Raw genomic sequence first — 24,116 nt, 5'->3', positions numbered from 1 at the left:
TAGTGCAGCCTCTCGGGAAATAAAACGAGTTAGTAAGGATTATTTTTTGGCGACCACCGGTTTGTTGATAAAGATCTGGGTGAAATAGATGATGTTCCCCTTCCCTTTCGCCGTGCCGATGCCGATCATGTTGAAATTGCCGAGCATGTTCTTCCGGTGGCCCGGACTTTTGATCCATCCGTTAACCACCGCTTCCGCATCCAGGTTGCCATACGCCACATTCTCCGCGGCTGCGCTGACGCGGCCCAGCTTTTTGGAGATGTCGTCTATGCGGCTTTCAAACCCGTCGTGCCCGAAAGCGGTGCGGCCGTTAGCCATCGATTTGCTGTGGCCGCGGGCTTCCACATTTAGCACTTCATTCATTGCCAGCGCGGCAAGACCTTTGGATTTGCGGAATTTGTTAACGTAGTAAAGGATGTCTTCCTCCACATTGCCGGAAGCTTTGGCGGTGCGCGGGCTGGAAGCTGTGCCGGTAACAGGTTTGCTGCAAGCGGCCGCCTGGAAGGAAAAGATAACGGCAAAGGCTAGTACAAGGATCTGGCGAAAATTCTTCTCTGTGAACATGTTTTTAAAAACGGTTTAATACTGTATAAAATTGTGCGATCCAATATCGCGCCAAATTTTACCGGATCACCGGCTGTATCATTTCTATCATGTTCTTTGAGCCGATAAAGATGGGAATGCGCTGGTGCAGCTCGTCCGGCTTGATGTCCAGCAACCGCCGCTTTCCATCCGCAATGGCCAGCCCGCCGGCCTTTTCCATGAGGAAGGACATGGGATTGCATTCATAACAGAGCCGCAGACGGCCCTGGCTGTATTTCCCGAAAGCCGGGTACATGAAAATACCGCCCTGGATCAGCGTACGGTGTATCTCCGAAACCATGCAGCCTACAAAGCGGTGGCGGTAGACCTTTTCCTTTTTGTCTTTCGCCATGAACAGCTGGATAGCCTCGCGGATGCTTTCGTCATATAAATGATAGTATCCCATGTTCACGGAGAAGATATCACTGTTTTCCGGCACCTTGAGGTTGGGATGGGAAAGGCAGAACTCTCCGATGCTGGGGTCCAGCGTAAAGCCCTGCACGCTTCTGCGGGTGGCGTATACCAGCATGGTGGAAGATCCGTAAATGATATAACCCGCCGCGATCTGGTAGATTCCCTGCTGCAGGAAGTCCTCCAGCCCACAGGGCGTACCGGTGGGCGTCAGCCGGCGGTAAACGGAAAAAATGGTGCCGATGGACACATTCACGTCAATGTTCCCCGACCCGTCCAGCGGATCGATCAGCACCACGTATTTGGAATTTTTGGAATGCTCATCCGAAAAAGCGATGAACTCCTCATTCTCCTCCGACGCAACACCACAACAGTAAATGCTGGTTGCCAGCGAGTTGATCAGCTGATCATTGGCAAACTCGTCCAGCTTCTTTACAGACTCCCCCTGTACATTGGTTTTACCCGCTTCCCCCAGGATGTCCGCTATACCGGCCTTGTTCACTTCCACATTCACTCTTTTGGCTGCCAGCCCGATGTCCCTTAAAAGCCCGGAAAGCTGTCCTGTTGCGCCGGGGTAATTACGTAGCTCCTGGATCGTAAACTCGTCCAGTGTCATCACTCGTTGATTCAGTCTCATAAACGTTGGTTTTGATTTGTTTGGGTGGGCTAATTTAAGGTAATCGCCTCTATTTCAAGGAAACTGTCATTTCTTGGAGGAAAGATTTTAAAACAAATCTAAAGTTGCCGTACTTTGCCGAATAATTTTTTAACAGAAGAGGATTTACCTTATGAAGGTTTTCAAATTTGGCGGCGCAAGTTTAGAAACTATTGAGCGCATACAACGGGTAGGCCAGATCATACAGTCCTATTCCGGCGACCAGTTGCTGGTGGTGATCTCCGCAATGGGCAAAACCACCAATGAACTCGAGAAAGTAGCACAGAACTTTTTCATGCGCAAACGTGAGATCGCGGCGCAGCTTTTATATAATGTAGAACAGTACCACCTTCAGGTAGCCGAGCAGCTGCTGGGCACGAAGGAGCACAATCTTTTCGTGCAGCTGCAGCAATTCTTCACCGAGGCGGAGTGGACGCTCGGCGAAAAGCCGCTGCGCACATATGATTATTATTACGATCAGATCGTGGGCCTCGGGGAACTGCTGAGCACCGCCATTGTCAGCGCCTACTTCAACGAAACCGGCATTACCAACGTATGGCTGGATGTGCGGGACGTGTTCCGCACGGACGATAATTTCCGCGATGCGAATATCGACTGGGAAGTGACACAGCGGCAGGTGAATGAAAAAGTGCTGCCGCTTTTCAACACCGCCAGCATCGTGATCGCGCAGGGCTTCATTGGCAGCACCGACCAGAATGAAAGCGTGACCCTCGGCCGCGAAGGCAGCGACTTCTCCGCCGCCGTATTCGCCAACCTCCTGAACGCGGAAAGCCAGACCATCTGGAAAGATGTGGAAGGGCTCAAGAATGCCGATCCGAAGATCTTCCCCAATACGGTCAACATCCCCGAGATCAGTTTCGGAGAGGTCATCGAAATGGCTTACTACGGCGCCCAGGTCATCCACCCGAAAACGATCAAACCGCTGCAGAACAAGCAAATTCCGTTATATGTAAAGTGTTTCCTGGACAAGGAACTGCCCGGCACCGTGATCCGTGAAGACGCAGACCAGCGCAGCCTCCCTCCCATCATCGTACTAAAACGGAACCAGGTGCTGATCACCATCACTTCGCGCGACTTTGCCTTCATCACGGAAGACAAGATCAGCGATATTTATGAGATCTTCCATGCCAAAAAGATCAAGATCAACCTCACCCAGAACGCCGCGATCAGCTTCTCCTGCTGCATCGACAACAATCCGGAAAAGATCGAGCTGCTGATAAAGGCCCTGCATCAGGGCTTCAAGATATCTTACAACGAAGGTTTGGAGCTGTTGACAGTCCGCCATTACCGGAACGGACTGCTGGACGAACTGACGAAAGGGAGAAAAATACTGCTGGAACAGCGGTCTGACAGTACAGTGCAGATGGTGGTAAAATGATCACGCCTTTGTAGGCGCTTTCAGCTCGTAAGGCCGGTTAAAAAGCTCCTGTGATACGCAAAAGTGCGCGGACAGCTTTCTGATGATCTCTTTTGACAGCCCCCTGCGGTAGTGCAGGATATCTGAAACAAGACTAGTACTGATGCCAAGCATCCGGGAAAGATCAACGGATTTCATCTGGTGATCTTTCATGAGGTAACGCAATACGCGAACAGGATCTTCCTCTGAAAAAGTGTTGTTCTCTTCATCCCATTTTGCAATCAGCAGCTGTAAAAGCTCAATGGCATCGCGCTCGGGAGCGCTTTTCTTGCCGATCACGACCAGCTCTTCCAGCATTTTGCAGTACTGATTGTACTGGCGGGTGGATTTGATGACTTTGAATTGCAGTGGTTCCATATTTTCATACCAATTGACATCAACAAAGTTATACAATAGTTCGCAAACTGCGTACTTTTTACGAATTTTTTTTTCGCGCGGGAAAAATTCGGGGTAAAGGCTAACAATACGATGTCAATTTACATCATTCAAATGAAAAAAGGAGCGGTTGCCCGCTCCTTTAAATTTTATTTCCATAACGATTTATTTCACCCGCACCGGATCAGCTGGCTTAGGTACCGGTTTGTGCGATTTCGTTTTCAGTTCTTCGAGCAACACCTGTACACCCCGCTCCAGCTGCGGATCACGGCCGGCGATAACATCCGCGGGCGTTTGCTCTACGTCAATGTCAGCCGGCGTTCCCTGGTTCTCGATGATCCAGTTCCCTTTCGTATCATAGATGCCAAAGCTCGGCGATGTTACATAACCGCCATCAATTAGGGAAGGATAACCGCTGATGCCGACAAGAATGCCCATCGTACGTTTACCGATCAGTTTGCCCAGCTGCTTCTGGCTGAACATCCAGGGCATCATATCTCCCCCGGAACCCGCGTATTCATTGATCAGCATCGCCTTGGGACCATAAATCCCGTTACCCGGTGTTGTGAAGCTGCGGCCATCCCTCACGCCCCAATAACTCAACACTTCCCTGTTCAGTACATCTATTACATAATCCGCTACCGAACCGCCGCCGTTAAACCGTTCGTCCAGCAGCAACGCCTGCTTGTCAGCCTGCGCAAAATAATAACGGTTGAAAAATGTATATCCCTCAAACCCGGTGTTCAGCATGTACACATAAGCGATCCTGCCGTTGCTGAGCTGATCGACTTTCTTCCGGTTGTCTTCTATCCAGTTGATCTTGCGCAATTCGTATTCTTTCTGCATATCTATCGGTTCCACGATGATCTCCCTGGCGCCGCTTTCCGAGGCGGTGCCGTTCACCTGCAACACCACCTGGCGGTTCACCTGGTTTTGCAGCAAACTGAAAATGCTCATATCGCCGGTCAGCGGTGTGCCGTTCACGGCCAGGATATAATCGCCTTCTTTCACTTCCACACCTGGCACGGCCAGCGGGGCTTTCAGCGATGGATTCCAGGAAAGCGCGCTATAGATCCGCTTGATACGGTACCTGCCGTTGCTGATCTCGAAGTCCGCTCCCAGCAAGCCGCCGGAAACATTCGGCCCGGCGGGAATGTCGCCAGCGCCTACATAGTTATGGCCCACTACCATTTCGCTCATCATTTCGTTGAGCAGGTAGTTGAGATCAGCGCGGTTGCTGACATGCGGCAGCAGCGCGGCATACCGTTTCTTATTCGCTTCCCAGTCCACCCCATGCATATTCTTCACGTAAAAGAAATCGCTTTCGATCTTGTAGACTTCATCAAATATCTGGCTCCATTCCGCTACCGGGTCAACGTACAAGCTCACGCCTGAAATATCTACCTTTCCTTCTCCGGGATTAGGCTTGCGCTCGGTGCCCACGATCTGGAATCCGCCCTGCGAGGAGAATATCATTTTCTTGCCATCGGCGCTGATAGTATAGCCGTTGGCTTTAGTGAAAGTTTCCGCCTTCCTTTCTTTCAGATCGTAATAACGTATTTCGCCATCCACGAAATAAAACAGTTTGTCCTTCACATTACCGTTCAGTGAACGGTAACCGTCCGCCGGCAGCGGAAGAGCGATGATCCGTTGCTGGATATCGTCCAGGTCCACTTTGATATCTTTCGTGGGCGTTTCTTTGGATTTGGCCGTGTCTTTCTTTTTGCCGGCATCGTCCTTCACTGTTTCTTCGTCGCTTTCCGGCGTAAAGATCGTGGGCGTGCTTTTGGACAGCAGCACGGCATAGATGCTCGATGTTGGCTTGCGGTCGTACGTCTGCATGTGCAGCCCGCTGATAGCCGCGCCGCTGTTGGTGCTGGACGGGAAGAAGATGTATTTGCCGTCCGCGCTGAATACAGGATCGTCCGCATTGCTCATCACGTCCGTAACGGGCGTGGACTTACCGGTTTCCAGGTTGTACAGGTATACGGCGCCGTATTCGTTGGGAGAGGTTTTGAGATAGGTGATCCATTTGGAATCGGGGGACCAGGAAGGCGAGAACACATTGGAGCTGCCCGAAGGAATCGAGGCATTTTTATTATTGTCTATCAGCACGGTCTTTTTGGTGTTCACGTCCACATAATACAGGTTGAAATGCGCGTCGCTGTAAACGAGCTTTTTGCTGTCCGGGGACCAGGTAGGTGAAAAATAGTAGACCGTTTTGCCCAGTTCAATTTCCACAGGCTCTTTCATGGCTTTCTGATCGCGCAGGATCAGCTTGTAGTTGCCGTCTTTGTCGGAAGTGTAGGAGATCCATTTTCCGTCGGGGGACCATGCCGGGTCGCGTTCATGCGTGCCAGGGGAGTTGGAGATGTTACGCACATCGCCTTTCTCTTTGGGGATGGAAAATATCTCTCCCCTCCCCTGTGCCAGCATGCGTACGCCGGTCGGGGAAATATTCACACGTTCAAAGCTGCTGATCTTTTCATAATGCGGGCGTTTGGAAGGAATATCCGCGCGGATGCTGATGGACAGGTCCTTTACGGCGCCGGTAGCGGCATCCAGCAGATGGATGGTAGCGCCTTGTTCAAAGGCGAGCGTTTTTCCATCGCCGGTCAGCGTTTTTACGTCATCATCCTTATACTTCGTTACCTGCGTTACCTGTCTGGAATCGGTATCATAACGGAAGATGTTCATGGTATGATTCCGGTCGCTCAGGAAATAGACGCTTTTACCGATCCACACGGGGCGAATGTTGTTGGAATTGGCCGGCGGTATTTCTTCTATCTGGTGGGTAGCATTGTTGAACACCCAGATCTTCGGCATGTAGCCTCCGCGGTATCTTTTGAAAGGGCGGTAGATGGATGTGCCTTCGGTGGGATCAGGATTTTTGATGTACGCGGTGAATTTGCCGTCCGGGGAAACCGCGCCCTGCGTGGCTTCGGGGATCTTTGCATGCACTGCAGGAAGGCCACCTTTCAAGCTCACGCTGTACAGCTGGGTGGTTCTGCCGGTGGTGGACTCCGCGGCGGAGGCAAAGAGTACATGCTCATTGTCCACCCAGCCTCTCACCAGCTCGCGCGCCGGATGCCAGGTAATGCGGCGCGGATCGCCGCCTTCAATAGGAATGATGTACACATCGGAATTGCCGTCGTAGTTGCCGGTAAAGGCGATCCATTTTCCGTCCGGGGAAAAATATGGGTCCTGCTCAAAAGCGGGATTGACGGTAAGCCTTGTGGGCGAGGAACCATCCCGGCCGGCGATCCAGATATCGCCGGCATACATGAAGGCGATATGTCTTTCGCTGACTGCGGGATTCCTTAATAGTTTTGTCTGTGTCTGTGCCAGTGCAGGCATAGGAGCCATGGCTATCATAGCGCCGATGGACAGGCTAAGCAGTTTATTGATCATAAGCGGTGATGGGTTTAGATAGCTGCGGGAACAGCTGTAGCGCAAAATAGGCCAAAAACCGCAAGATTCTGCAAAAAGCCTGCAAATATTACGTGAATGATGTTTGTCAGGGCGCCTCGCGACACCCCGACAAACCCTTGTGATGGAAAGCTATGCAATGAACGGGTCTACAATAGCCAGTACCTGGTCTTTGGTCAGGGGTTCATCAAAACTCTCTGATGCCGCATTCGCACTGATATTGGTACCATTGATCCCCACGATCTCAATATTCGCCTGTTTGGTCAGTTCTTCGCCGTCATAGCTGGCCTGCACCGCGGCGCCGATGCCGCCGGTATCCTTGCCGGTGATCCACGGTTTGATAGCGGAGTTATTGGTACGCGCCCTGCGCATGCTGCGGATGTGCGACGCATGCCGTGCTTCCACCGAATGAATATTGAGCGCTGCCGTCAGCACATCGTTGTTGGAGATCAGATTCCCGGCCTGCCCTTTGTAAGCCCTCACGCCGGTATCTTCAAAAGTCTGGGCCACGGCCAGGAACAGATCATAATCTGTGAACACGTTTTTGAACGGCCCATTGTTGCTGCCATTGCCTGCGGAGAAATCGAATACCGGCATGGGACCGGGTGTTCCCTGCAAAGCAGTGATCGTGTCCTGCAATAATTTCACATGCGCCACCTCATGATCACGGATGGTCGCGATTGCACCCGCCGGAGGCCCTGCGGGAACAAGGTTGGGCGCGGCAGCTGCTTTCTTGTAAAACTCCGCTTCAAGATGTTCGAGCGTCAATGCGAACTGCAGTACGTCCAGGATGGTGCCGGTAGATTGTCCGTATGCTTTTTTGAACATGCCGCCCAGTGCTAGCGGAACAGCCGCCAGCGCAAGTTTTCCGCTGAACTTCGCAAAACTCTTCATCACGGCGCGTCTTGAATCAAGACGATCGTATACTTCAGGATCAACCTTTTCCAGTTCGGTAATGATATGATGGATATTCATGGTGACAGTTTTTAATTATGAAGTAGGAAGGCCGCTGGCATTCAGTTTCGATTTCAGGAAGCCGGCTGCGGCAGACAGCACAACGGAAGGCGGATTCGATTTGTCGAGGCCGTTCATGTCTACCACTGTATTGTCCGCAAAAGAACCATTGTTGATAAGATCCCGTACCAGCGCGGCATGGCGCGCTTCCACAGAAACGATCTTGCCCGCGAGCAGCAGGTATTGCGGATCTTTAATAAGCATGCCCGCGCCATTGTAAGCGCTTACACCCAGGTCCTCAAACACTTTGGCAGTGCCAAGCACACTGTCCCGGCTGCTGAAGTTGATGGATGAAAAATTAACTTCCAGTGCGGGGATGGCATTTGTACCCAATGCTTTTTTGAAGAACTCGCGGTGTGCGATCTCATGATCCCGGATATCCGTCAGCAATGCCTGCTCGTTCGCTGTAACACCGCTGTAAAAAGACATGGCCACCTGCGTATAGAACGCCGCTTCCAGCTGTTCCAGCGCATACGCATAGTTCAGGATACCGATGTCGTCTTTGCCGAGATAAATGCCACCATCGCCGCTATCGTCTTTTGAACAGCCGGCAATCGCGGCCACAGCGGCAGTACCGGCAAACAGGGTAAGGAACTTTCTGCGCTGCATCCCTTTCGGAGAAAGCATAGCATTGTCACCTTGCTCCTTTGGAACAATTAATTCATGTGCCATATGTTATGGATTTAATACGGGTTTAAAGAAGTGGAATAAATAAGCGTTCACCTTCATCTACGACAAAGCGAACATGCTTGGTTTTCACTAACCCCAAAAAAATTTGCTACAGTTGTTTAACTATCAGCTCATAGTCAACATCATGTTACGGATCACCGCGATCAATCCGGAGGGGAAGATGCCTAACCAGAGCAAAAGGACCATCAATGCGGACAAAGCAAAGATGCCGAAGAAAGGAAGAGAGGCCCGCTTCGCCTGTACCTGCTCATCACGCAATGGCTGGAACATTACGGCGATAACGCGGATATAGTAAAAAAGACCGATCACGCTATTAACGATCAATAGCACCAATAAAAGCCACAGCCCGGCGTCCACACCTGCCGCCACGATATAGAACTTGCCGATAAAGCCCGCTGTCAGCGGAATACCGGCAAGCGACAACAGCATGCCCGTGAAAATAGCCGCCAGCCAAGGCTGCCGCCAGAACAGGCCGGAAAAGTCTTCCAGCAATTCAGCATCACGTACTTTATCAGACAGCATGGCCAGCACCCCGAACGCACCGATGCTCGTGATCACATACGCCACCAGGTAAAATATCACCGCTTCCTGCCCGGCGTGCAGCCCCGCCAGGAAAGCAATGAGGATGTAACCCATATGCGCAATGGAAGAATAGGCCAGCAATCTTTTGACGTTCTGCTGCAGCAACGCCAGCCAGTTACCCACAAACATGCTCGCCATGGCAATGATGGCAAATACCCACCAGAGTATCGTGTATTCATATCCGTTAATGTCCCGGTAAAAACGCATCAGGAGCACCAGCATGCTGCCTTTGGACACTGTTGCAACATAGGCGGCCACCGGCAAAGGGGAACCTTCATAAATATCCGGCGTCCACATATGAAACGGAACAATGCCCAGCTTAAAACCTACCCCGATCAGCATCAACCCGAAACCTGCCACTACACTGGCCGGCACTTCGTGTGCAGCTTGCAGGGAAGCGCCCACGCCGGAAAAGTCCATCCTTCCGGTATGCGCATATACCAGCGCCATCCCGAAAAGCAGGAACGCGGACGATAAAGCAGCCAGCAGCAGATATTTGATGCCTGCCTCATCAGAACGTTCGCGTTTGCGGAGGTAGGCGATCAGCCCGTACAGGCTGATGCTCATGGTTTCCAGGCCGAGGAACAGCGAAATGAAATGCTGGCTGATCACCAGCACCAGCCCTCCTACCGTTGCCAGCAGCAGCAGGATATAATATTCCTCCTTGCGTTCCTCGCGTTGCTCAAAATAGCTGAAGGAAAGGAACAGCACGCTCAGGCCGGCCACCAGTATCAGTCCCGTGTTGAACAATGCAAAGGCGTCCACCACAAAGAGCGGCGCGATCATATAAGGCACTTCATACGGCTGTATGAACAGGGATAAAAAGGCCAGCAGAAAAGCGAGCACGGTAAAGGCATGCATCACGCGGTGATTTCTTTTGATGGCCACCAGCAACATCGCGATCACGGCAGATCCGCTGATGATCAGTAAGGGCAGTATGCTTAAAAGACCGGATGTTGACATACACTATTATTTAGTTGGATGAATGGCCACGTCCGTGTAAGGCGCCTGCGGCGCCAGCACTACCGTGGGAATGGAAGGTTTCACCGTGCGGATCACGGGCTGGGGATAAACGCCCAGCCAGATGATGACGGCTATCAATGGCATCAGCATCAGACCTTCCCGGAAAGAAAGGTCCGGCAGCTTGTATTCACGCCACGACACGCCAAAGAATACTTTTTGCATGATGCGCAGGGAATAGATCGTGGCGATGACGAGCCCGATCGTGGCGGCTACCGTGATCCAGGGCTGCGATTGCCAGCTTCCCGCCAGCACCAGGAACTCCGCAATGAAATTCCCCAGCCCCGGCAACCCCAGCGACGCCATCACGAACACCATAGACACCACACCCAGTCCCGGCAACGCCGGCCACAGCCCGCCCATCTTTTCCAGCTCGCGCGTATGCAACCGCTCATACAACACCCCCGCGATCATAAACAATGCGCCGGTGCTGATGCCGTGCGTGATCATCTGCATCACCACGCCCTGGTACGCCATTTCGGAAAACGCAAACGCCCCCAGCAGCACAAACCCCATGTGGCTCACACTCGTGTACGCCACCAGCCGCTTCAGGTCCGTCTGCGCAAACGCCAGCTTGCCGCCGTACAGAATACCCACCGCGCCGAGCAGCATGATCCATGGCGCAAAAGCCTGCGATGCCTCCGGGAACAACGGCAGCACAAAACGCAGGATACCATATGCCCCTGTTTTCAGCAGCAACCCCGCCAGCACAACGGAACCCGCTGTGGGCGCCTCCGTATGCGCGTCCGGCAGCCAGGTATGGAGCGGAAATGCGGGCAGCTTAACGATGAAAGCCGTCAGGAAACCCAGCATCAGCCAGCGGCCGGTGGTTTGCTCCATCGGTGTGTTCAGCAGCGCAAAGTAAGAGAACGTGTATTCATTGGTGTTATGTGCATGCACAAAATACAATCCCAGGATTGCCAGCAGCATCAGCAGGCCGCCGGCCTGGGTGAAGATGAAGAACTTGAACGCCGCGTACATCCGGTTCTCATGCCCCCAGATGCCGATGAGAAAGTACATCGGTATGAGCATCACTTCCCAGAAGAAATAGAACAGGAACAGGTCCATTGTGAGGAAAACGCCGGTGATGCCGGCGAGCACGAACAGCAGGTTGAAATGGAAGAACCCTACCCTTTCTTTGATCTCGTTCCATGAAACCAGTACGGACAAAGCTCCGAGAAAGAACGTGAGCATGAGCATCAGCAGGCTGAGGCCATCCAGCGCCAGCGAAAAGCTGATCCCGAAGCGCGGCATCCAGTCCCGGTGAAAGGTGGAAAGCCATGGGCCCGTGGCGCTTTCCGTCTGCCACCAGAGCCCCGCCGCCAGCACCAGGTCCGCTGTCATTGCCAGCAACGCGATCCAGCGCGGCAAAGCCTGGTTCCATGCCGCCGCTATCCAGGCGAGTAACGCGCCTGCCATCGGAATGAGGATGAATAATAAAAGGATCATGCGTTACCGGTTTATGGTTATACAAATTCGCGCCAGATGATCACAGACAGGATCACCACGGCGCCCATCACAATCCCCATCACATACCAGCGGAGAAGACCGCTTTGCGTGGCGGACATCATCCGGTGAAAGCCTTTCGTTATATACGCGATGCCGGTATAAATCCGGTCGACCACATCTTTCCTGTTGATGCGCGACAGCTGCACGAACGGCCTTACAAACAGCCAGTCGTATGCTGTATCAAAGCCCCATCCGTCCTTCCAGAACTGCTTCAGGCCATCTGCAAAAGGAACATGCAGGAACTTCCAGATGATGTATATGCCGAGGAAAGACAACGCCGCCGCCGCGCCCTGCGATGCCCATTCCATCGCCACGGAGCCGTGCGATTCCACCGCGGGCAGTACAGGCGCCAGGAAATCGCTGAGCAAGGTAACATGCCCCAAAGTATGCGGCAGCTCTATAAACCCGGCTATAGTGGATAACACCGCAAGTATGTACAGCGGCACCATCATATTATTGCCGGGATGGTGATGCACTTTTGTTTTGACATCTCCGTAAAATACGAGGAACACCATGCGGAAGGTGTACATCGCGGTAATGAATGCGCCGGTGACCGCTGCGATCCAGTACCAGGGGCTTCCGAGCGGGGATGTCCACGCCAGCCACACGATCTGGTCCTTGCTGTAAAAACCGGCGGTAATGAAAGGAATGGCCGCAAGCGACGCCGAGCCAATGAGGAACACCCAGAACACGCCGGGCAAAGACTTTCGCAGACCGCCCATTTTAAACATATCCTGCTCATGATGCAACGCTACAATGATAGCGCCCGCACCCATGAACAACAGGGCTTTAAAGAACGCATGCGTGATAAAATGAAAAATGGCGGCAGACCAGGCGCCCACGCCCAATGCCAGGAACATATACCCGATCTGGCTGATGGTGGAATAAGCCAGCACTCTTTTGATATCTGTTTGCACCAGCGCACTGCATCCTGCCAGCAGCAGGGTTACCGCCCCGATGATCCCCACCGTGGCCTGCGCGGCGGGAGATAATGTGAACAGCACGTTCGTCCGTGCAATGAGGTACACGCCTGCCGTTACCATGGTGGCGGCATGTATCAGCGCGCTCACGGGCGTTGGACCGGCCATCGCGTCCGGCAACCAGGTTTGCAGCGGCAGTTGCGCGGACTTGCCCACAGCGCCGCCAATGAGCAGGAACGCGATCAGCACAACGGTGGGATCGCCGCTAGCCCACAGCGCCGGCGCTTTTTCCAGGATAGCGGAAAGTTGCAGTGTTTGCGTATGCTGCACCAGCAGGAACAGCGCAATGGCCATAGCGGTATCGCCTACACGAGTAACGATGAACGCCTTGCGCGCGGCGGCGCCGTTGGCGGGATCTTTATACCAGAAGCCGATCAGCAGGTAACTGCACAGCCCCACGCCTTCCCATCCGAAATACAATAACAGCAGGTTATCGGCCAGCACCAGCATCAGCATGGCGCCCACAAACAGGTTCATGCAGGCGAAGAAACGCGCGAAATCAGGGTCATCCGACATATAGCCGGTGGAATACACATGGATAAGAAATCCCACGAACGTGATCACAAACGTAAAGGCCAGTGACAATGCGTCCAGGTGCAGGGTAATGCCGATGTTAAAATTTCCGATGGACAACCAGTTCCACAACGGCAGGGTGAACTGGTCCAGCCCCTGCGCCGTCAGCTGATATCCCGCCATAAGCGTGATGAGCGCGGCAATGCCCACACTGCCGCAGCCGATGACGGATACGCCTGCCTTACCGATCCTCCGGGAGAACAGGATCAGTATCAATGCGCCCAGGAAGGGCAATGCCGGGATGAGATAGATCCATTGCATAAGGTCCGTATTTAGTTATCCGCGCATGATGCTGGCTTCATCACTGTCCAGTGTTTTTAACTGATGATATAATTGCAGGATCAGCGCCAGTCCTACCGACACTTCCGCCGCCGCCATCGCCAGAATGAACATGAACATGACCTGCCCCTCCGGCTGCCCCCATCTTGATTCTGCCACGATAAAGGCCAGTCCGGCCGCATTCAGCATGATCTCCACGGAGATCAGCATGAAAATGATGTTACGGCGGATGAGGATGCTGATCAGTCCGAGCGTAAATAAAATACCTGCAAGGATAAGCCCTGCTGTAGTAGCGGATATCATTCTTCTGCTGTTTTTTCAAGGAAACGATGGGTGATCTTTTTCTTTTGCCTGCCGAGGTGATAAGCTCCCACAATGCCCGCCATCAGCAGCATACCGGCCAGTTCCACGGCCAGTACATATGGGCCGAAAAGGCTGAGGCCAACGGCTTTCGGGTCTACCGTCACGATCTCGTCCACCGGCTCGGAAGGCAGCAGGATGAGATATCCCAGCTCCACCAGCAGCACCACGCACAATAACGACGGCCCTATCCATATGCGTGGCGTCAGCCACAGCCGCTCTTCACTGGCCGTTTGCGGGCCGAGGTTCAGCATCATCACAAAAAATATGATCAGCACCATGATGGCGCCTGCATATACGATCACCTCCAAGGCCGCCATAAAAGGCGCTCCGTACAAATAGAATATCACGGCAATGCTCAAGAACGAAACGACCAGGTATAACAATGCGTGCATGATGTTATACCGGGTGATCACCATCAGCGTGGAAAACACGGCTATTGCGGCGGCTATGAAAAATGCAGGTCCCATGTCCGGTGTTTTATGGTAACAGGCTTTTAATGTCTACCGGCGGTTCTTCCTTCGCGGCTTCACCTTTGTCTTTCCCGCTGATGGTCATACCGGCGACCTTGTAATAGTTATAACCGGGGTATTTGCCCTGGCTGTTGATCGTCAGATCTTCCTTTTCATATACAAGATTTTGACGGTTGTATTCCGCCATTTCGAAATCGGGCAATAGCTGGATGGCGTAGGTGGGACAGGCTTCTTCGCAAAAGCCGCAAAAGATGCAGCGGGAAAAGTTGATGCGGAAGAATGAGGGATACCTTCTGCCGTCCGGGGCTTCCGCGGCCTGCAGCGAGATGCAGTCAACCGGGCAGGCGGCGGCGCAGAGGTAACATCCTACGCAACGTTCCCCGCCGTCCGGGTCACGGGTCAGCGCGATGCGTCCGCGCCAGCGGGCCGGCAGAGGGGCTTTCTCTTCAGGGTACTGGTAAGTTTCCCGCTTGTGGAACATATGCAGGAATACCAGCCACATGCTTCTTATCAGACTAAACATCGCAATTATTTTAAAATGAGTATAATGGCTGCTGTTGCCAGCAGGTTTAATAACGATAAGGGGAACAGCACTTTCCAGCCGTATTCCATCAGCTGATCATAGCGCGGCCGGGGCATGCTGGCCCTTAGCAGGATGAAGAGGCTGATGAACACGAATGTTTTCAGGATGAACCAGACCACGCCCGGCAGGAAAGCCGGTCCCAGCCAACCGCCGAAATACAGCGTTACGATCATGGAAGAAACGAGGGTGATGCCGAGGTATTCTCCGATGAAGAACATACCGAACTTCATACCGGAATATTCCGCGTGAAAACCCGCTACCAGCTCGCTTTCCGCTTCAGGAATATCAAACGGCAGCCGGTGGGTTTCCGCTACGCCCGCGATCAGGAAGATGACGAAGCCGAGGAATTGCGGAATGATGTACCACATGCCGCGCTGTGCTTCCACGATCTCCCGCAGGTTGAAGGTGCCGCTCAGCAGCACCACGCCCATCAGCGCCAGCCCCATGAACACTTCGTAGCTGATCATCTGCGAAGCGCCGCGCATGGCGCCCAGCAGTGAATATTTGTTATTGGAGGCCCATCCACCTAAAACAACACTGTACACGCCGATCGACGACATGGCGAGGAAGAACAGCAGACCGATGTTGAAATCAGCTACCAGCACATTCGGGCCGAAAGGGATCACGGCAAAGCTCATGAGCACGCTGGCTACCACCACCGCCGGCGCGAATACAAACACGATCTTGTCCGCGAATGGCGGTATCCAGTCTTCCTTGAAGAACAGCTTGATAGTGTCCGCCAGCACGATGAACAGACCGAAGGGGCCCGCGCGGTTAGGTCCGTAGCGGTCCTGCCACAAGGCCAGCATCCTGCGTTCCAGCCATATCAGGCCGGCCGCGGTATTGAGCAGCACGAACAACACGCCGCCGATGATCCACCAATAATTTACTGCCTGTTGCATAAGCCAATGATTTAAATCGTTTCTGTTCTGACGTTGCTGAAGCGGATACACTGCGGCATATCCACCACTTCCGCGCCGCGTATGCCGGCATTCAGCGCGGCGATGCCGCGGGGCAGCCAGTTGTTGGCTTCCACCGCCATCGTATATGGATGATCGTCCACTTCAAAATTTACCCATGTGCCCGGTGAAGCGCCCCATTGATGGAGGTCTTCCGGGTTGAGATAGATCACGAACGGCTCCGGCGCGCCACCGGCGATACCGCTGGTATGCATGCTCAGCTCATCCGATCCGAAGATGTGATAAATGGGCATGAGATGCACGTGCCCCGGCATCGGCACGAAAGGTTCCGGCGCTTCCGTAAAGAAAGGAATGCGTCCGTTTACATGGGCTTCGAGTAGACGTTTGCCGGGATCGCCACCATGCAGCGCACCGCCTATTTCTGATTGAAACTTGTTGACCGACTGCACGGAATTCCATCCGGGCGACCAGAAGAACGGGATCAGCGGCGCAGGCGGTTCCCCGCGGAAACCTTCCATGGTAAAGGACAACGGGGTGTCCACATCTTCCGGCGGCTTTGGCTCGCTGACGTTCTCGTTAGCCAGCATGGCCGTGCGCCCGCTGTAGCGGTGCGGTTCCCGTGGTATCTTCTGGCCGGCCATGCGAAAGTCCGCCGCGGGCGCGAGCTCCTGTATACTTTCCAGTGCGGGCACGGCTACCGTCATCGCCCACACGATATCGTCGAGGTTTTGCAGGCCGTTCAGCCGGGGGATGCCCGCTTTCTCCGCGATCTGCAGGAACCAGCGCCAGCTTTCCTGTACCTGGTCTTTCGGCACGTACACCTGGTAGTAGCGCTGGGCGCGGCCTTCGTTGTTCACGATGGTGCCGTCCGCTTCCGCGAAGGTGCCGGCGGGTAATATCAAGGTGGCGCGTTCCGCGGTGGGATTGTAGAGGTGATCTACAACGATCACTTCCTTCGCAAGGCGGAACATTTCATCCACAATATGTTTATCCGCGCGGCGGTAAAGATCATTTTCGAGAATGACGAGCGTATCGGCATCTCCATGCCGCAGCACGTCCAGCGCGGAATCCAGGCGATGACCGCCCAGCATTTCAAGCCCCAGGCTGTTGCATTCGGGCACGGTGAGGCTCAACATCGGTTGTTTGCCTTTTTTGTGCAGCGCCCATGTGATGTTGGCGGCTGCTTTCATATAAGCGTCGTTGCCACTGCCATAGCCGCTGATGACCAGCGGGCGTTCGGCTGCTTCCAGCGCCTGCACGATCTCCTTTACCAGTTCCCGTTCCTCATCGTTCAGACCGTTGACGGCCGGTATTTCGGCGCCCAGTGCATGGCTCACGGCAAAGGCTATACGTGCGAGGTTATCCGGCGCGCCGCGCTGCGTTCTTGCCGCCAGCTCATCGAGCTTGGTGGGAAAAGTATGAAGGATGAAAAGTGGGCCTTTTTTGTCCTGCATGGCTTCCCGCACCGCGGCATCCTGCCATTCGGCGATGTGTACCGTCTGAATAGCATCCTGCATCGGCTCCTGCCGCACAGCCTGCCGTACCGCCAGGGCCAGCATCGGCGCGGTATTGGTGAGGTCTTCCCCGAGGATGAGTACCATGTCCGCTTTCTCCACTTCATGCAGCGAAGGCGTGCGCACCGGGCCGTCCCGCAGTATCTTCAGCGCCAATGCGGTGTGATCGTGTTCCATGTCAGACATGCCGATATAAAAATGATCGGCGCCTACCAGCTGGCGCAATGCGAAGTTCGATTCGAGGCTCGCGCGCGGGGAACCGATGCCGATGGCTTTTCCATTGCGCAGCTTGTCCGCCGCCTGCGCCACGATCCAGTCGCTGGACGGTGTACCGTTATGATGCGGGCGGATGGCGGGTTGATGGATACGCTGCGGGCTGTTGACAAATTCATACCCGTAGCGGCCCCTGTCGCAGAGAAAATATCCGTTCACCTCGCCGTTATAGCGGCTGGTGATCTGCCGGATGGAGCCATAGCGCTCGCCGGCAACCGTGTTACAGCCCAGGGAACAGCCCTGGCATACGGAGGGGGCATAGGTCATGTCCCACTTGCGGGTATAGTGCGATTTGAGTGTTTTGTCGGTGAATACGCCGGTGGGACAAACTTCCGCGAGGTTGCCGCTGAACTCGTTTTCCAGCCGGCCGGGCTGCTGCCTGCCAAAGTAAACATGATTGTGCGCGGCAAATACATCGAGGTCCTTGCCGCCGGCATAATCTTTATAGAAGCGCACACAGCGGTAGCATTGTATGCAGCGGTTCATTTCGTGGTTGAGGAAGGGGCCGAGGTCCTGGTTGCGGTAGGTGCGTTTCGTAAAACGGTAATCACGGTAGCTGTGGCCGGTCATCACCGTCATGTCCTGCAGGTGACAGGAACCGCCTTCATCACACACCGCGCAGTCATGGGGATGATTGGTCATCAGCCAGCCGATGACGTGTTCCCTGAATGCCGCCGCCTCACTATCGTCTACGGATATACGCACATTGTCACGCACGGGCTCCATGCAGCTCATCATGATCCTGCCTTTTTTATCGTCTTCATCCTTGAATACTTTGATGGCGCATTGCCGGCAGGCTCCCACGGAGCCCAGCGAGGGATGCCAGCAGAAATAGGGCAGGTTGATGCCCAGTTGCAGGCAGACTTCCAGGAGGTTCCTGCCGTCCTTTACCGTGTAGGCTTTGTTGTCAATGTATATGGTCGCCATAAGGACATTTTTGTTCTTTGATGTGTCTTTCAAAATCATCCCGGAAATACTTCAGGGCGCTTTGCAGCGGCTCCATGGCGCCGGGCGCCAGCGCGCAGAAGGTGTTACCGGGCCCCAGCAGCGTGGCATGCGATGCCAGCAAAGCCAGGTCTTCTTCCCTGCCCTGCCCCTGTTCTATGGCCCAGAGCAGCTTCTCCGTCCACGGCAGACCTTCGCGGCAGGGCGTGCAGAAACCGCAGGATTCCTGCGCAAAGAAATGCTCGAGGTTGTGCACGAACCCAACGGGACAGGTCTGATCGTCCAGCACCACCATTGTACCGGTGCCGAGCCTGCTGCCGGCAGCGGCTACACCGGCAAAATCCATTTTTACGTCCATGTGCTCTTCTACCAAAAAGTCTGTGGACGCACCTCCGGGCAACACGCCGCGAAAGCGGTAGCCGTTCTTCATCCCGCCCGCATGCTCTTCTATCAGCTCGCGCATGGTTACGCCCATGGGCAGTTCCCAGGCGCCGGGCTTGTTCACCTTTCCGCTTACGCCGTAAATTTTCGTACCCCCGTCCGCGGTATGGCTTAATGACTGGAACCAGGCGGCGCCTTTGTTCACGATATGCGGGATGTAGGAAAGCGTTTCCACGTTGTTGACGATGGTGGGTTTGCCGAAGAGGCCGCTCACCTGCGGGAACGGTGGCTTGGCGCGGGGCGTGGCGCGTTTCCCTTCCAGTGAATTGAGCAGTGCGGTTTCCTCTCCGCACATGTACCGGCCCACGCCGGTGTGCAAATGCATGTCGAGCGAGTAATCACTTCCCAGTATGTTCTTGCCGAGGTACCCGGCATCATATGCTTCCTGGATGGCCTTGCGAATTTCTTCAGCGGCTGCTTTGTACGCCCACCGCAGGAATACGAAAGATTCCGTGGCCTGTATCGCGAACGCCGATACGATCATCCCTTCTATCAGCTGATGCGGGTTGCCTTCCAGCAGCCAGCGGTCTTTGAACGTGCCGGGCTCCATTTCGTCCGCATTCGCCACGAGGTATTTGGGGCCGCTTACGTCCATCGGCACAAAACTCCATTTCATTCCGGTGCTGAAACCCGCGCCGCCTCTGCCTTTGAGGTTGGATTCCTTCACGAGCGCGGTCACTTCCGGCGGCGTCATATGCCGGATGGCTTTGCGCGCGGCCTGGTATCCGCCGACGGCTTCGTACTGGCGCAGCCCCAATGGAGGGAAGGTGATATGTTGTGTCAGCGGACGTTCCATGTCAGGTATATTTAGCGAGAATATTTTCCAATACATCCGGCGCCAGGTCGCGGTACAGGTCCTGGTCCACCATGAGGGCGGGCGCATGGTCGCAGGTACCGAGGCATGGATTGGGAAGTAAGGTGAAGCGGCCGTCCGGTGTGGTCTGGCCGTATTGAATGCCAAGCAGGTTAACGAGCTGGCGGTGCAGATCGCGGAACCCCATTACATAACAGCTGATGCTGTCGCACAGGAGAATGATATGCCGGCCCACGGGCTGCCGGAATATGAGGTTGTAGAAGGTGGCAACGCTGTCCACTTCCTCCGGGCTCATCTCCAGTATGTCCGCCACATCCCTGATCCCTTCGTCCGACACCCATCTGCGGTGCTGCTGTACGATCTTCAAGGCTTCTATGCAGGCTGCCTTTTTTACCGGCACCTGCCGGATCTCCTGTTCGATCTGTTCCTTTTCTGATGTGGTTAGCATGTCAGTTCATTTTATCGGTCTATGTCGGCCAGCACATAATCCATGGCGCCGAGTATGGATAACAGGTCGGCCACCGTGTAGCCGCGACTGATATATGGTATCATCTGCATGTGCGCGAACGACGGGGTGCGCACCCTCACACGGTAGGGCGATGTGTTGCCGTCGCTTGTGAGGTAATAGCTGTTCCAGCCTTTGGTGGCTTCGGTGACCACCATCGCTTCGCCGGGCGGGATCACGGGTCCCCAGCTCACGTTAAGGAAGTGATGGATCAGCGTTTCGATGTCCTGCATCGTGAACTGCTTCAGCGGCGGTGTGGCGAGGGGGTGATCGGATTTATACGCGCCGGCGGGCATATTGTCCAGGCACTGCTCAATGATGCGCAGGCTTTGCCACATTTCGTTCACGCGAACGACTGCACGATCGTAGCAATCGCCGTTCTCCGCGATGGGTATATCGAACTGGTAATTTTCATAGCCGCTGTAGGGGCGCTGCTTGCGCATGTCCCATTCCAGGCCGCAGGCGCGCAGGCCGGGGCCGGTAACGCCCCAGTCGATCGCTTCTTCGAGGGTGTACACGCCGATGCCGACGGTGCGCGCTTTGAACAGGGCGTTGCGCATCACCATCTTGTCGTATTCCTTGAGTTTCTTCGGGAAGTAATTGATGAAATTGCGGACGAGGGTATCCCATCCGTTAGGCAGGTCCTGCGCCACGCCGCCGATGCGGAACCAGTTGGGATGCATGCGGCCGCCGCAGATGGCTTCTATGATCTCGAATACTTTTTCGCGGTCGGTGAACATATAGAACACGGGCGAGAGCTGGCCTACGTCCTGCGCGAAGGTGCCGTACCATACAAGGTGGCTGGCAATGCGAAAAAGCTCGCAGAGCATGACCCTGATCGTTTCTGCGCGTGCAGGGACCTGGATGCCGGCGAGCTTTTCGACCGTGAGCAGGTAAGCAAGATTATTGTTCACTCCGCCCAGGTAATCTATTCTGTCAGTATATGGAATGTAGGTGTGCCATGATTGCCGTTCCCCCATCTTCTCAGCACCGCGGTGGTGAAAGCCGATGTCCGGAACGGCGTCCACAATGTCCTCGCCGTCCAGTTGCAGGATGATGCGTAGTACGCCGTGGGTGCCGGGGTGTTGGGGGCCGATGTTGAGGAACATGAAATCCGCGTCTTCGCTGCGGCGCTTGAGGCCCCATTCTTCGGGTGAGAACTGCAGGGCTTCCTGTTCCCTGTCCATTTTCTCGTCAAACAGCTGGAAGGGGCCGATCTCTGTGGCGCGGGCGGGGTGTTCCTTGCGGAGGGGATGCCCTTTCCATGTAACGGGCATGAGTATACGCTTCAGCAAGGGATGCCCATCGAAGCGGATACCGAACATGTCGAACACTTCGCGTTCGTACCAGTTGGCGCAGGGCCAGAGGTGGGTGATGCTGGGAACGGAAGGGTATTCTCCGCGGAGGGCGACCTTGAGGCGGACAAATTCGTTGCGTTCAAATGAAAAGAGGTGGTAAACGAGGGTGAAATCTCCTGTGCCGTTGTATTTGCTGCTGAGGGCGCGTTCATCGACAGCCGTGAGGTCGTAGAGCATGTTGTACGGCTGTTCGGCTTCGGAACGCAGGTATTCCAGCACGGCAATGATCTTTCCCGACGGCGTCCAGATCGTGGGCGTCTCATCCCGGGTGAGCTGTTCGTGGAAAATATTCTCACCGAACCGGGAGCAGAGGGTGTTAAAGATACTCGCGGGCATGATCACGTTTTTACTGCGTTCATCGATGCGCCATGCTGTAGAACTTTTCCCTTGCTTACATGAGCTTCTGTACCAGTTTAAATTCTTTCTTCCGGTTCCTGGAGCCGGATGATATCATCTTCCTGCAGTACAAGATACTGCGGTTGCCTGCCGGCGCTCTGCACCGGGGGCTTCAGGAACTTGTGCCTGAAACGTTCCGCGGCCTCATGCAGCATACTGCGGCCGTGACCGAAACAGGCTATGTCAAAATCAAAAGTCGATAATCTTTCCAGGCTATGCATCGCCATTTCTTCATCTTCATAAAAGACGGAATAGCCAAGGCCGAACATGTTCATCGCCGTATCCGCGGCAAAGAGCACATTTCTTTGTCCCGGCATGAAGAAAGCCAGCTGTCCCGCGCTGTGGCCGGGTACATGTATCACGTGAATGCCGCCGGCCAGCGGCAGCCAGTCGCCATCCCCTATCTCTTCGTCCACTTCCACCGGCCGGATGGCGCCGGGACTATTTTTGATCATGAGATTATACATCAGCTTTTGCACAAGGCCGGGAAAATAAGGATCGTCCGGCTTTGGCACGTCTCCCTGCCGCACCAGCGGCACTTCCGCGGGATGCATATAGAGTCTGGCGCCGGTGAGTTGCTTCAGCTCCGCCGCATTGCCGCTATGATCAGGATGACTATGTGTTAAAAGGATGTGGCGGATCTCCTCCACCCCGCGCCCTGTCTGCCGCACCGCGTCCAGGATACGGCCGGTCTGGCCGGGAGCGCCGGTATCGATCAGCGTCAGCTCGTCATCTTCCAAGAGGAAGCTGTTCACACGACCTAACGGTATCTCATATACGTTTGCTGTGATCCTTTTCACTTTCATATTTCATCCGTTGTTTTGAAATCGGTCATTTGTTGGCGTTTCCCGCGGTTCACGTCTTTCATGGAAATCTTCTCCGGCCTGATAACGCCCTGTTCCCCGATCACCCAGCTGAGCGGGCGCTTTTCCTTGCCTACGGACTGCTGTAAGAGCACCAGCCCGTGCATGAAGGCATCCGGCCGCGGCGGGCATCCGGGCACATATACATCCACCGGCAGAAATTTATCCACGCCCTGCACAACGCTATAGATGTCGTACATGCCGCCGGAGTTGGCGCAGGAGCCCATGGAGATGACCCAGCGGGGTTCCATCATTTGTTCGTATAGCCGTTTGATGATGGGCGCCATTTTGATGAATACCGTGCCGGCAATGACCATCACGTCCGCTTCGCGGGGCGTGCCGCGGATCACTTCCGCACCGAAGCGCGCGAGATCGTATTTGGGCGTCATGCCGGTGGCCATTTCCACGAAACAGCAGGATAGTCCGAAGTGGAAAGGCCACATCGAGTTCTTCCGGCCCCAGGCCAGCAAGCGGTCCACGGACGTGAGCATTACGCTTTGCCCCATTGTTTCCTCAATGGAGAAATGGCCGTTGCGGTCCGGCGCTGCGTCTTTCGGTTCAGTGAGCCACCACTTCATGCTGCTGTTTTTTGATGATGGAAATGGAACTGCTTTTCCTGCGCATCTTTTTGTAGGCGCGGAGTATCTTCTTTCCGTCGGGACCGAAGTCCAGCGCGCCATTGCGCCATTCATAAATCAATACAACCAACAAGATCAAAATAAATACGGATACGCCGATGAAGCCCGCCCATCCGAGTTCGCCAAACGCAATGGCCCATGAGATCACGAAAACGGTCTCAATATCGAAGATGACGAACAACATGGCAACGAGGTAAAACTGGGAGGGAAAGCGCAAGCGGGCGGAGCCGGTGGAGAGGATACCGGATTCGTAAGCCTCGCCGGTAGCGCGGTCTTTATGATGCTGCCCCAATATATAGGACAGTCCAAGGATGACGAGGACGAGCACCATTATGATGCCGGCAAAAACAAGGAAAGGCCACATCGGACTCATGGCTGTACGTTTTATTATTCAGATCTGTTTGATCCTTTGCTGAGGCTTGTTTTATTGCATATCCAAACTAGCTTTAACGCGCGCTTCATTACTGAACGTCCTTGTCAGATCTAACAATAAAAC

The 24,116-nt window shown here is 54.4% G+C and carries 21 protein-coding genes; 1 reads left to right on the top strand and 20 read right to left on the bottom strand.

All coding sequences use genetic code 11. The features are described from left to right. Window positions 1-39 precede the first annotated feature (39 nt). Together CCY01nite_RS22430 and fbp are read right to left on the bottom strand one after the other, a co-directional pair. Complete coding sequence (locus CCY01nite_RS22430) at window positions 40-564, bottom strand: CAP domain-containing protein (RefSeq protein WP_146866442.1); 525 nt, start codon at window positions 562-564, stop codon at window positions 40-42. 58 nt (window positions 565-622) lie between these two features. Next, window positions 623-1,630, bottom strand: coding sequence for a class 1 fructose-bisphosphatase (gene fbp, locus CCY01nite_RS22425; protein WP_246130007.1), 1,008 nt, complete (start codon window positions 1,628-1,630; stop codon window positions 623-625). Between the two features lie 151 nt (window positions 1,631-1,781). Between fbp and CCY01nite_RS22420 the strand changes: the two genes are divergently transcribed. After that, window positions 1,782-3,047, top strand: coding sequence for an aspartate kinase (locus CCY01nite_RS22420; RefSeq protein WP_146866440.1), 1,266 nt, complete (start codon window positions 1,782-1,784; stop codon window positions 3,045-3,047). Here CCY01nite_RS22420 and CCY01nite_RS22415 read toward each other — a convergent pair whose 3' ends face one another. From CCY01nite_RS22415 to CCY01nite_RS22330, 18 genes are all read right to left on the bottom strand, one after another. Then, window positions 3,048-3,443: a helix-turn-helix domain-containing protein gene (locus tag CCY01nite_RS22415; protein WP_146866438.1), complete on the bottom strand. Its 396-nt coding sequence runs from the start codon at window positions 3,441-3,443 to the stop codon at window positions 3,048-3,050. It lies immediately after the preceding gene. A gap of 183 nt (window positions 3,444-3,626) precedes the next feature. Continuing rightward, window positions 3,627-6,872 carry a S41 family peptidase gene (locus tag CCY01nite_RS22410; RefSeq protein WP_146866436.1) on the bottom strand — a complete coding sequence of 1,082 codons (3,246 nt, stop codon included), beginning with the start codon at window positions 6,870-6,872 and terminating at the stop codon, window positions 3,627-3,629. Between the two features lie 150 nt (window positions 6,873-7,022). Next, a complete protein-coding gene (locus tag CCY01nite_RS22405; RefSeq protein ID WP_146866434.1) occupies window positions 7,023-7,865 on the bottom strand; it encodes a ferritin-like domain-containing protein in 843 nt (280 codons plus the stop codon). Between the two features lie 15 nt (window positions 7,866-7,880). Continuing rightward, window positions 7,881-8,576, bottom strand: coding sequence for a ferritin-like domain-containing protein (locus tag CCY01nite_RS22400; protein ID WP_146866432.1), 696 nt, complete (start codon window positions 8,574-8,576; stop codon window positions 7,881-7,883). A 123-nt stretch (window positions 8,577-8,699) separates the two neighbouring features. Beyond that, window positions 8,700-10,139, bottom strand: a complete 1,440-nt coding sequence (locus tag CCY01nite_RS22395; RefSeq protein WP_146866430.1) for an NADH-quinone oxidoreductase subunit N — start codon at window positions 10,137-10,139, stop codon at window positions 8,700-8,702. 6 nt (window positions 10,140-10,145) lie between these two features. Continuing rightward, window positions 10,146-11,645, bottom strand: coding sequence for an NADH-quinone oxidoreductase subunit M (gene nuoM, locus CCY01nite_RS22390; RefSeq protein ID WP_146866428.1), 1,500 nt, complete (start codon window positions 11,643-11,645; stop codon window positions 10,146-10,148). Between the two features lie 17 nt (window positions 11,646-11,662). Continuing rightward, window positions 11,663-13,519: an NADH-quinone oxidoreductase subunit L gene (gene nuoL, locus CCY01nite_RS22385; RefSeq protein ID WP_146866426.1), complete on the bottom strand. Its 1,857-nt coding sequence runs from the start codon at window positions 13,517-13,519 to the stop codon at window positions 11,663-11,665. Between the two features lie 15 nt (window positions 13,520-13,534). Continuing rightward, the gene (gene nuoK, locus CCY01nite_RS22380) at window positions 13,535-13,840 is read right to left on the bottom strand and encodes an NADH-quinone oxidoreductase subunit NuoK (protein WP_146866424.1); all 306 of its coding nucleotides are present in this window, start codon (window positions 13,838-13,840) and stop codon (window positions 13,535-13,537) included. Next, entirely contained in the window at window positions 13,837-14,367 is a 531-nt protein-coding gene (nuoJ, locus tag CCY01nite_RS22375) for an NADH-quinone oxidoreductase subunit J (RefSeq protein ID WP_146866422.1), read from the bottom strand. Before nuoJ ends, nuoK begins: the two co-directional genes overlap by 4 nt. Before the next feature lie 10 nt (window positions 14,368-14,377). Beyond that, on the bottom strand, window positions 14,378-14,893 hold the full coding sequence (nuoI, locus tag CCY01nite_RS22370; RefSeq protein ID WP_146866420.1) for an NADH-quinone oxidoreductase subunit NuoI: 516 nt from the start codon (window positions 14,891-14,893) through the stop codon (window positions 14,378-14,380). A gap of 5 nt (window positions 14,894-14,898) precedes the next feature. Next, complete coding sequence (gene nuoH, locus CCY01nite_RS22365; protein ID WP_146866418.1) at window positions 14,899-15,855, bottom strand: NADH-quinone oxidoreductase subunit NuoH; 957 nt, start codon at window positions 15,853-15,855, stop codon at window positions 14,899-14,901. 11 nt (window positions 15,856-15,866) lie between these two features. After that, a complete protein-coding gene (nuoG, locus tag CCY01nite_RS22360; protein WP_146866416.1) occupies window positions 15,867-18,587 on the bottom strand; it encodes an NADH-quinone oxidoreductase subunit NuoG in 2,721 nt (906 codons plus the stop codon). Next, a complete protein-coding gene (nuoF, locus tag CCY01nite_RS22355) occupies window positions 18,568-19,842 on the bottom strand; it encodes an NADH-quinone oxidoreductase subunit NuoF (RefSeq protein ID WP_146866414.1) in 1,275 nt (424 codons plus the stop codon). Before nuoF ends, nuoG begins: the two co-directional genes overlap by 20 nt. A gap of 1 nt (window position 19,843) precedes the next feature. Next, window positions 19,844-20,308, bottom strand: a complete 465-nt coding sequence (gene nuoE, locus CCY01nite_RS22350) for an NADH-quinone oxidoreductase subunit NuoE (protein ID WP_146866412.1) — start codon at window positions 20,306-20,308, stop codon at window positions 19,844-19,846. Between the two features lie 11 nt (window positions 20,309-20,319). After that, window positions 20,320-22,059 (bottom strand): NADH-quinone oxidoreductase subunit C/D, encoded by a 1,740-nt coding sequence (nuoC, locus tag CCY01nite_RS22345; protein ID WP_146866410.1) that lies wholly within the window; start codon window positions 22,057-22,059, stop codon window positions 20,320-20,322. Window positions 22,060-22,136: 77 nt separating this feature from the next. Beyond that, complete coding sequence (locus CCY01nite_RS22340; protein WP_146866408.1) at window positions 22,137-22,925, bottom strand: MBL fold metallo-hydrolase; 789 nt, start codon at window positions 22,923-22,925, stop codon at window positions 22,137-22,139. Beyond that, complete coding sequence (locus tag CCY01nite_RS22335) at window positions 22,922-23,560, bottom strand: NADH-quinone oxidoreductase subunit B (protein WP_146866406.1); 639 nt, start codon at window positions 23,558-23,560, stop codon at window positions 22,922-22,924. Before CCY01nite_RS22335 ends, CCY01nite_RS22340 begins: the two co-directional genes overlap by 4 nt. Then, window positions 23,541-23,993 (bottom strand): NADH-quinone oxidoreductase subunit A, encoded by a 453-nt coding sequence (locus CCY01nite_RS22330; protein WP_146866404.1) that lies wholly within the window; start codon window positions 23,991-23,993, stop codon window positions 23,541-23,543. Before CCY01nite_RS22330 ends, CCY01nite_RS22335 begins: the two co-directional genes overlap by 20 nt. Window positions 23,994-24,116 lie beyond the last annotated feature (123 nt).

Origin of the sequence: Chitinophaga cymbidii, from assembly GCF_007992715.1 — a bacterium.
GTDB classification, from domain to species: Bacteria; Bacteroidota; Bacteroidia; order Chitinophagales; family Chitinophagaceae; genus Chitinophaga; species Chitinophaga cymbidii.
This window is presented reverse-complemented; position numbering and strand designations above follow the sequence as displayed.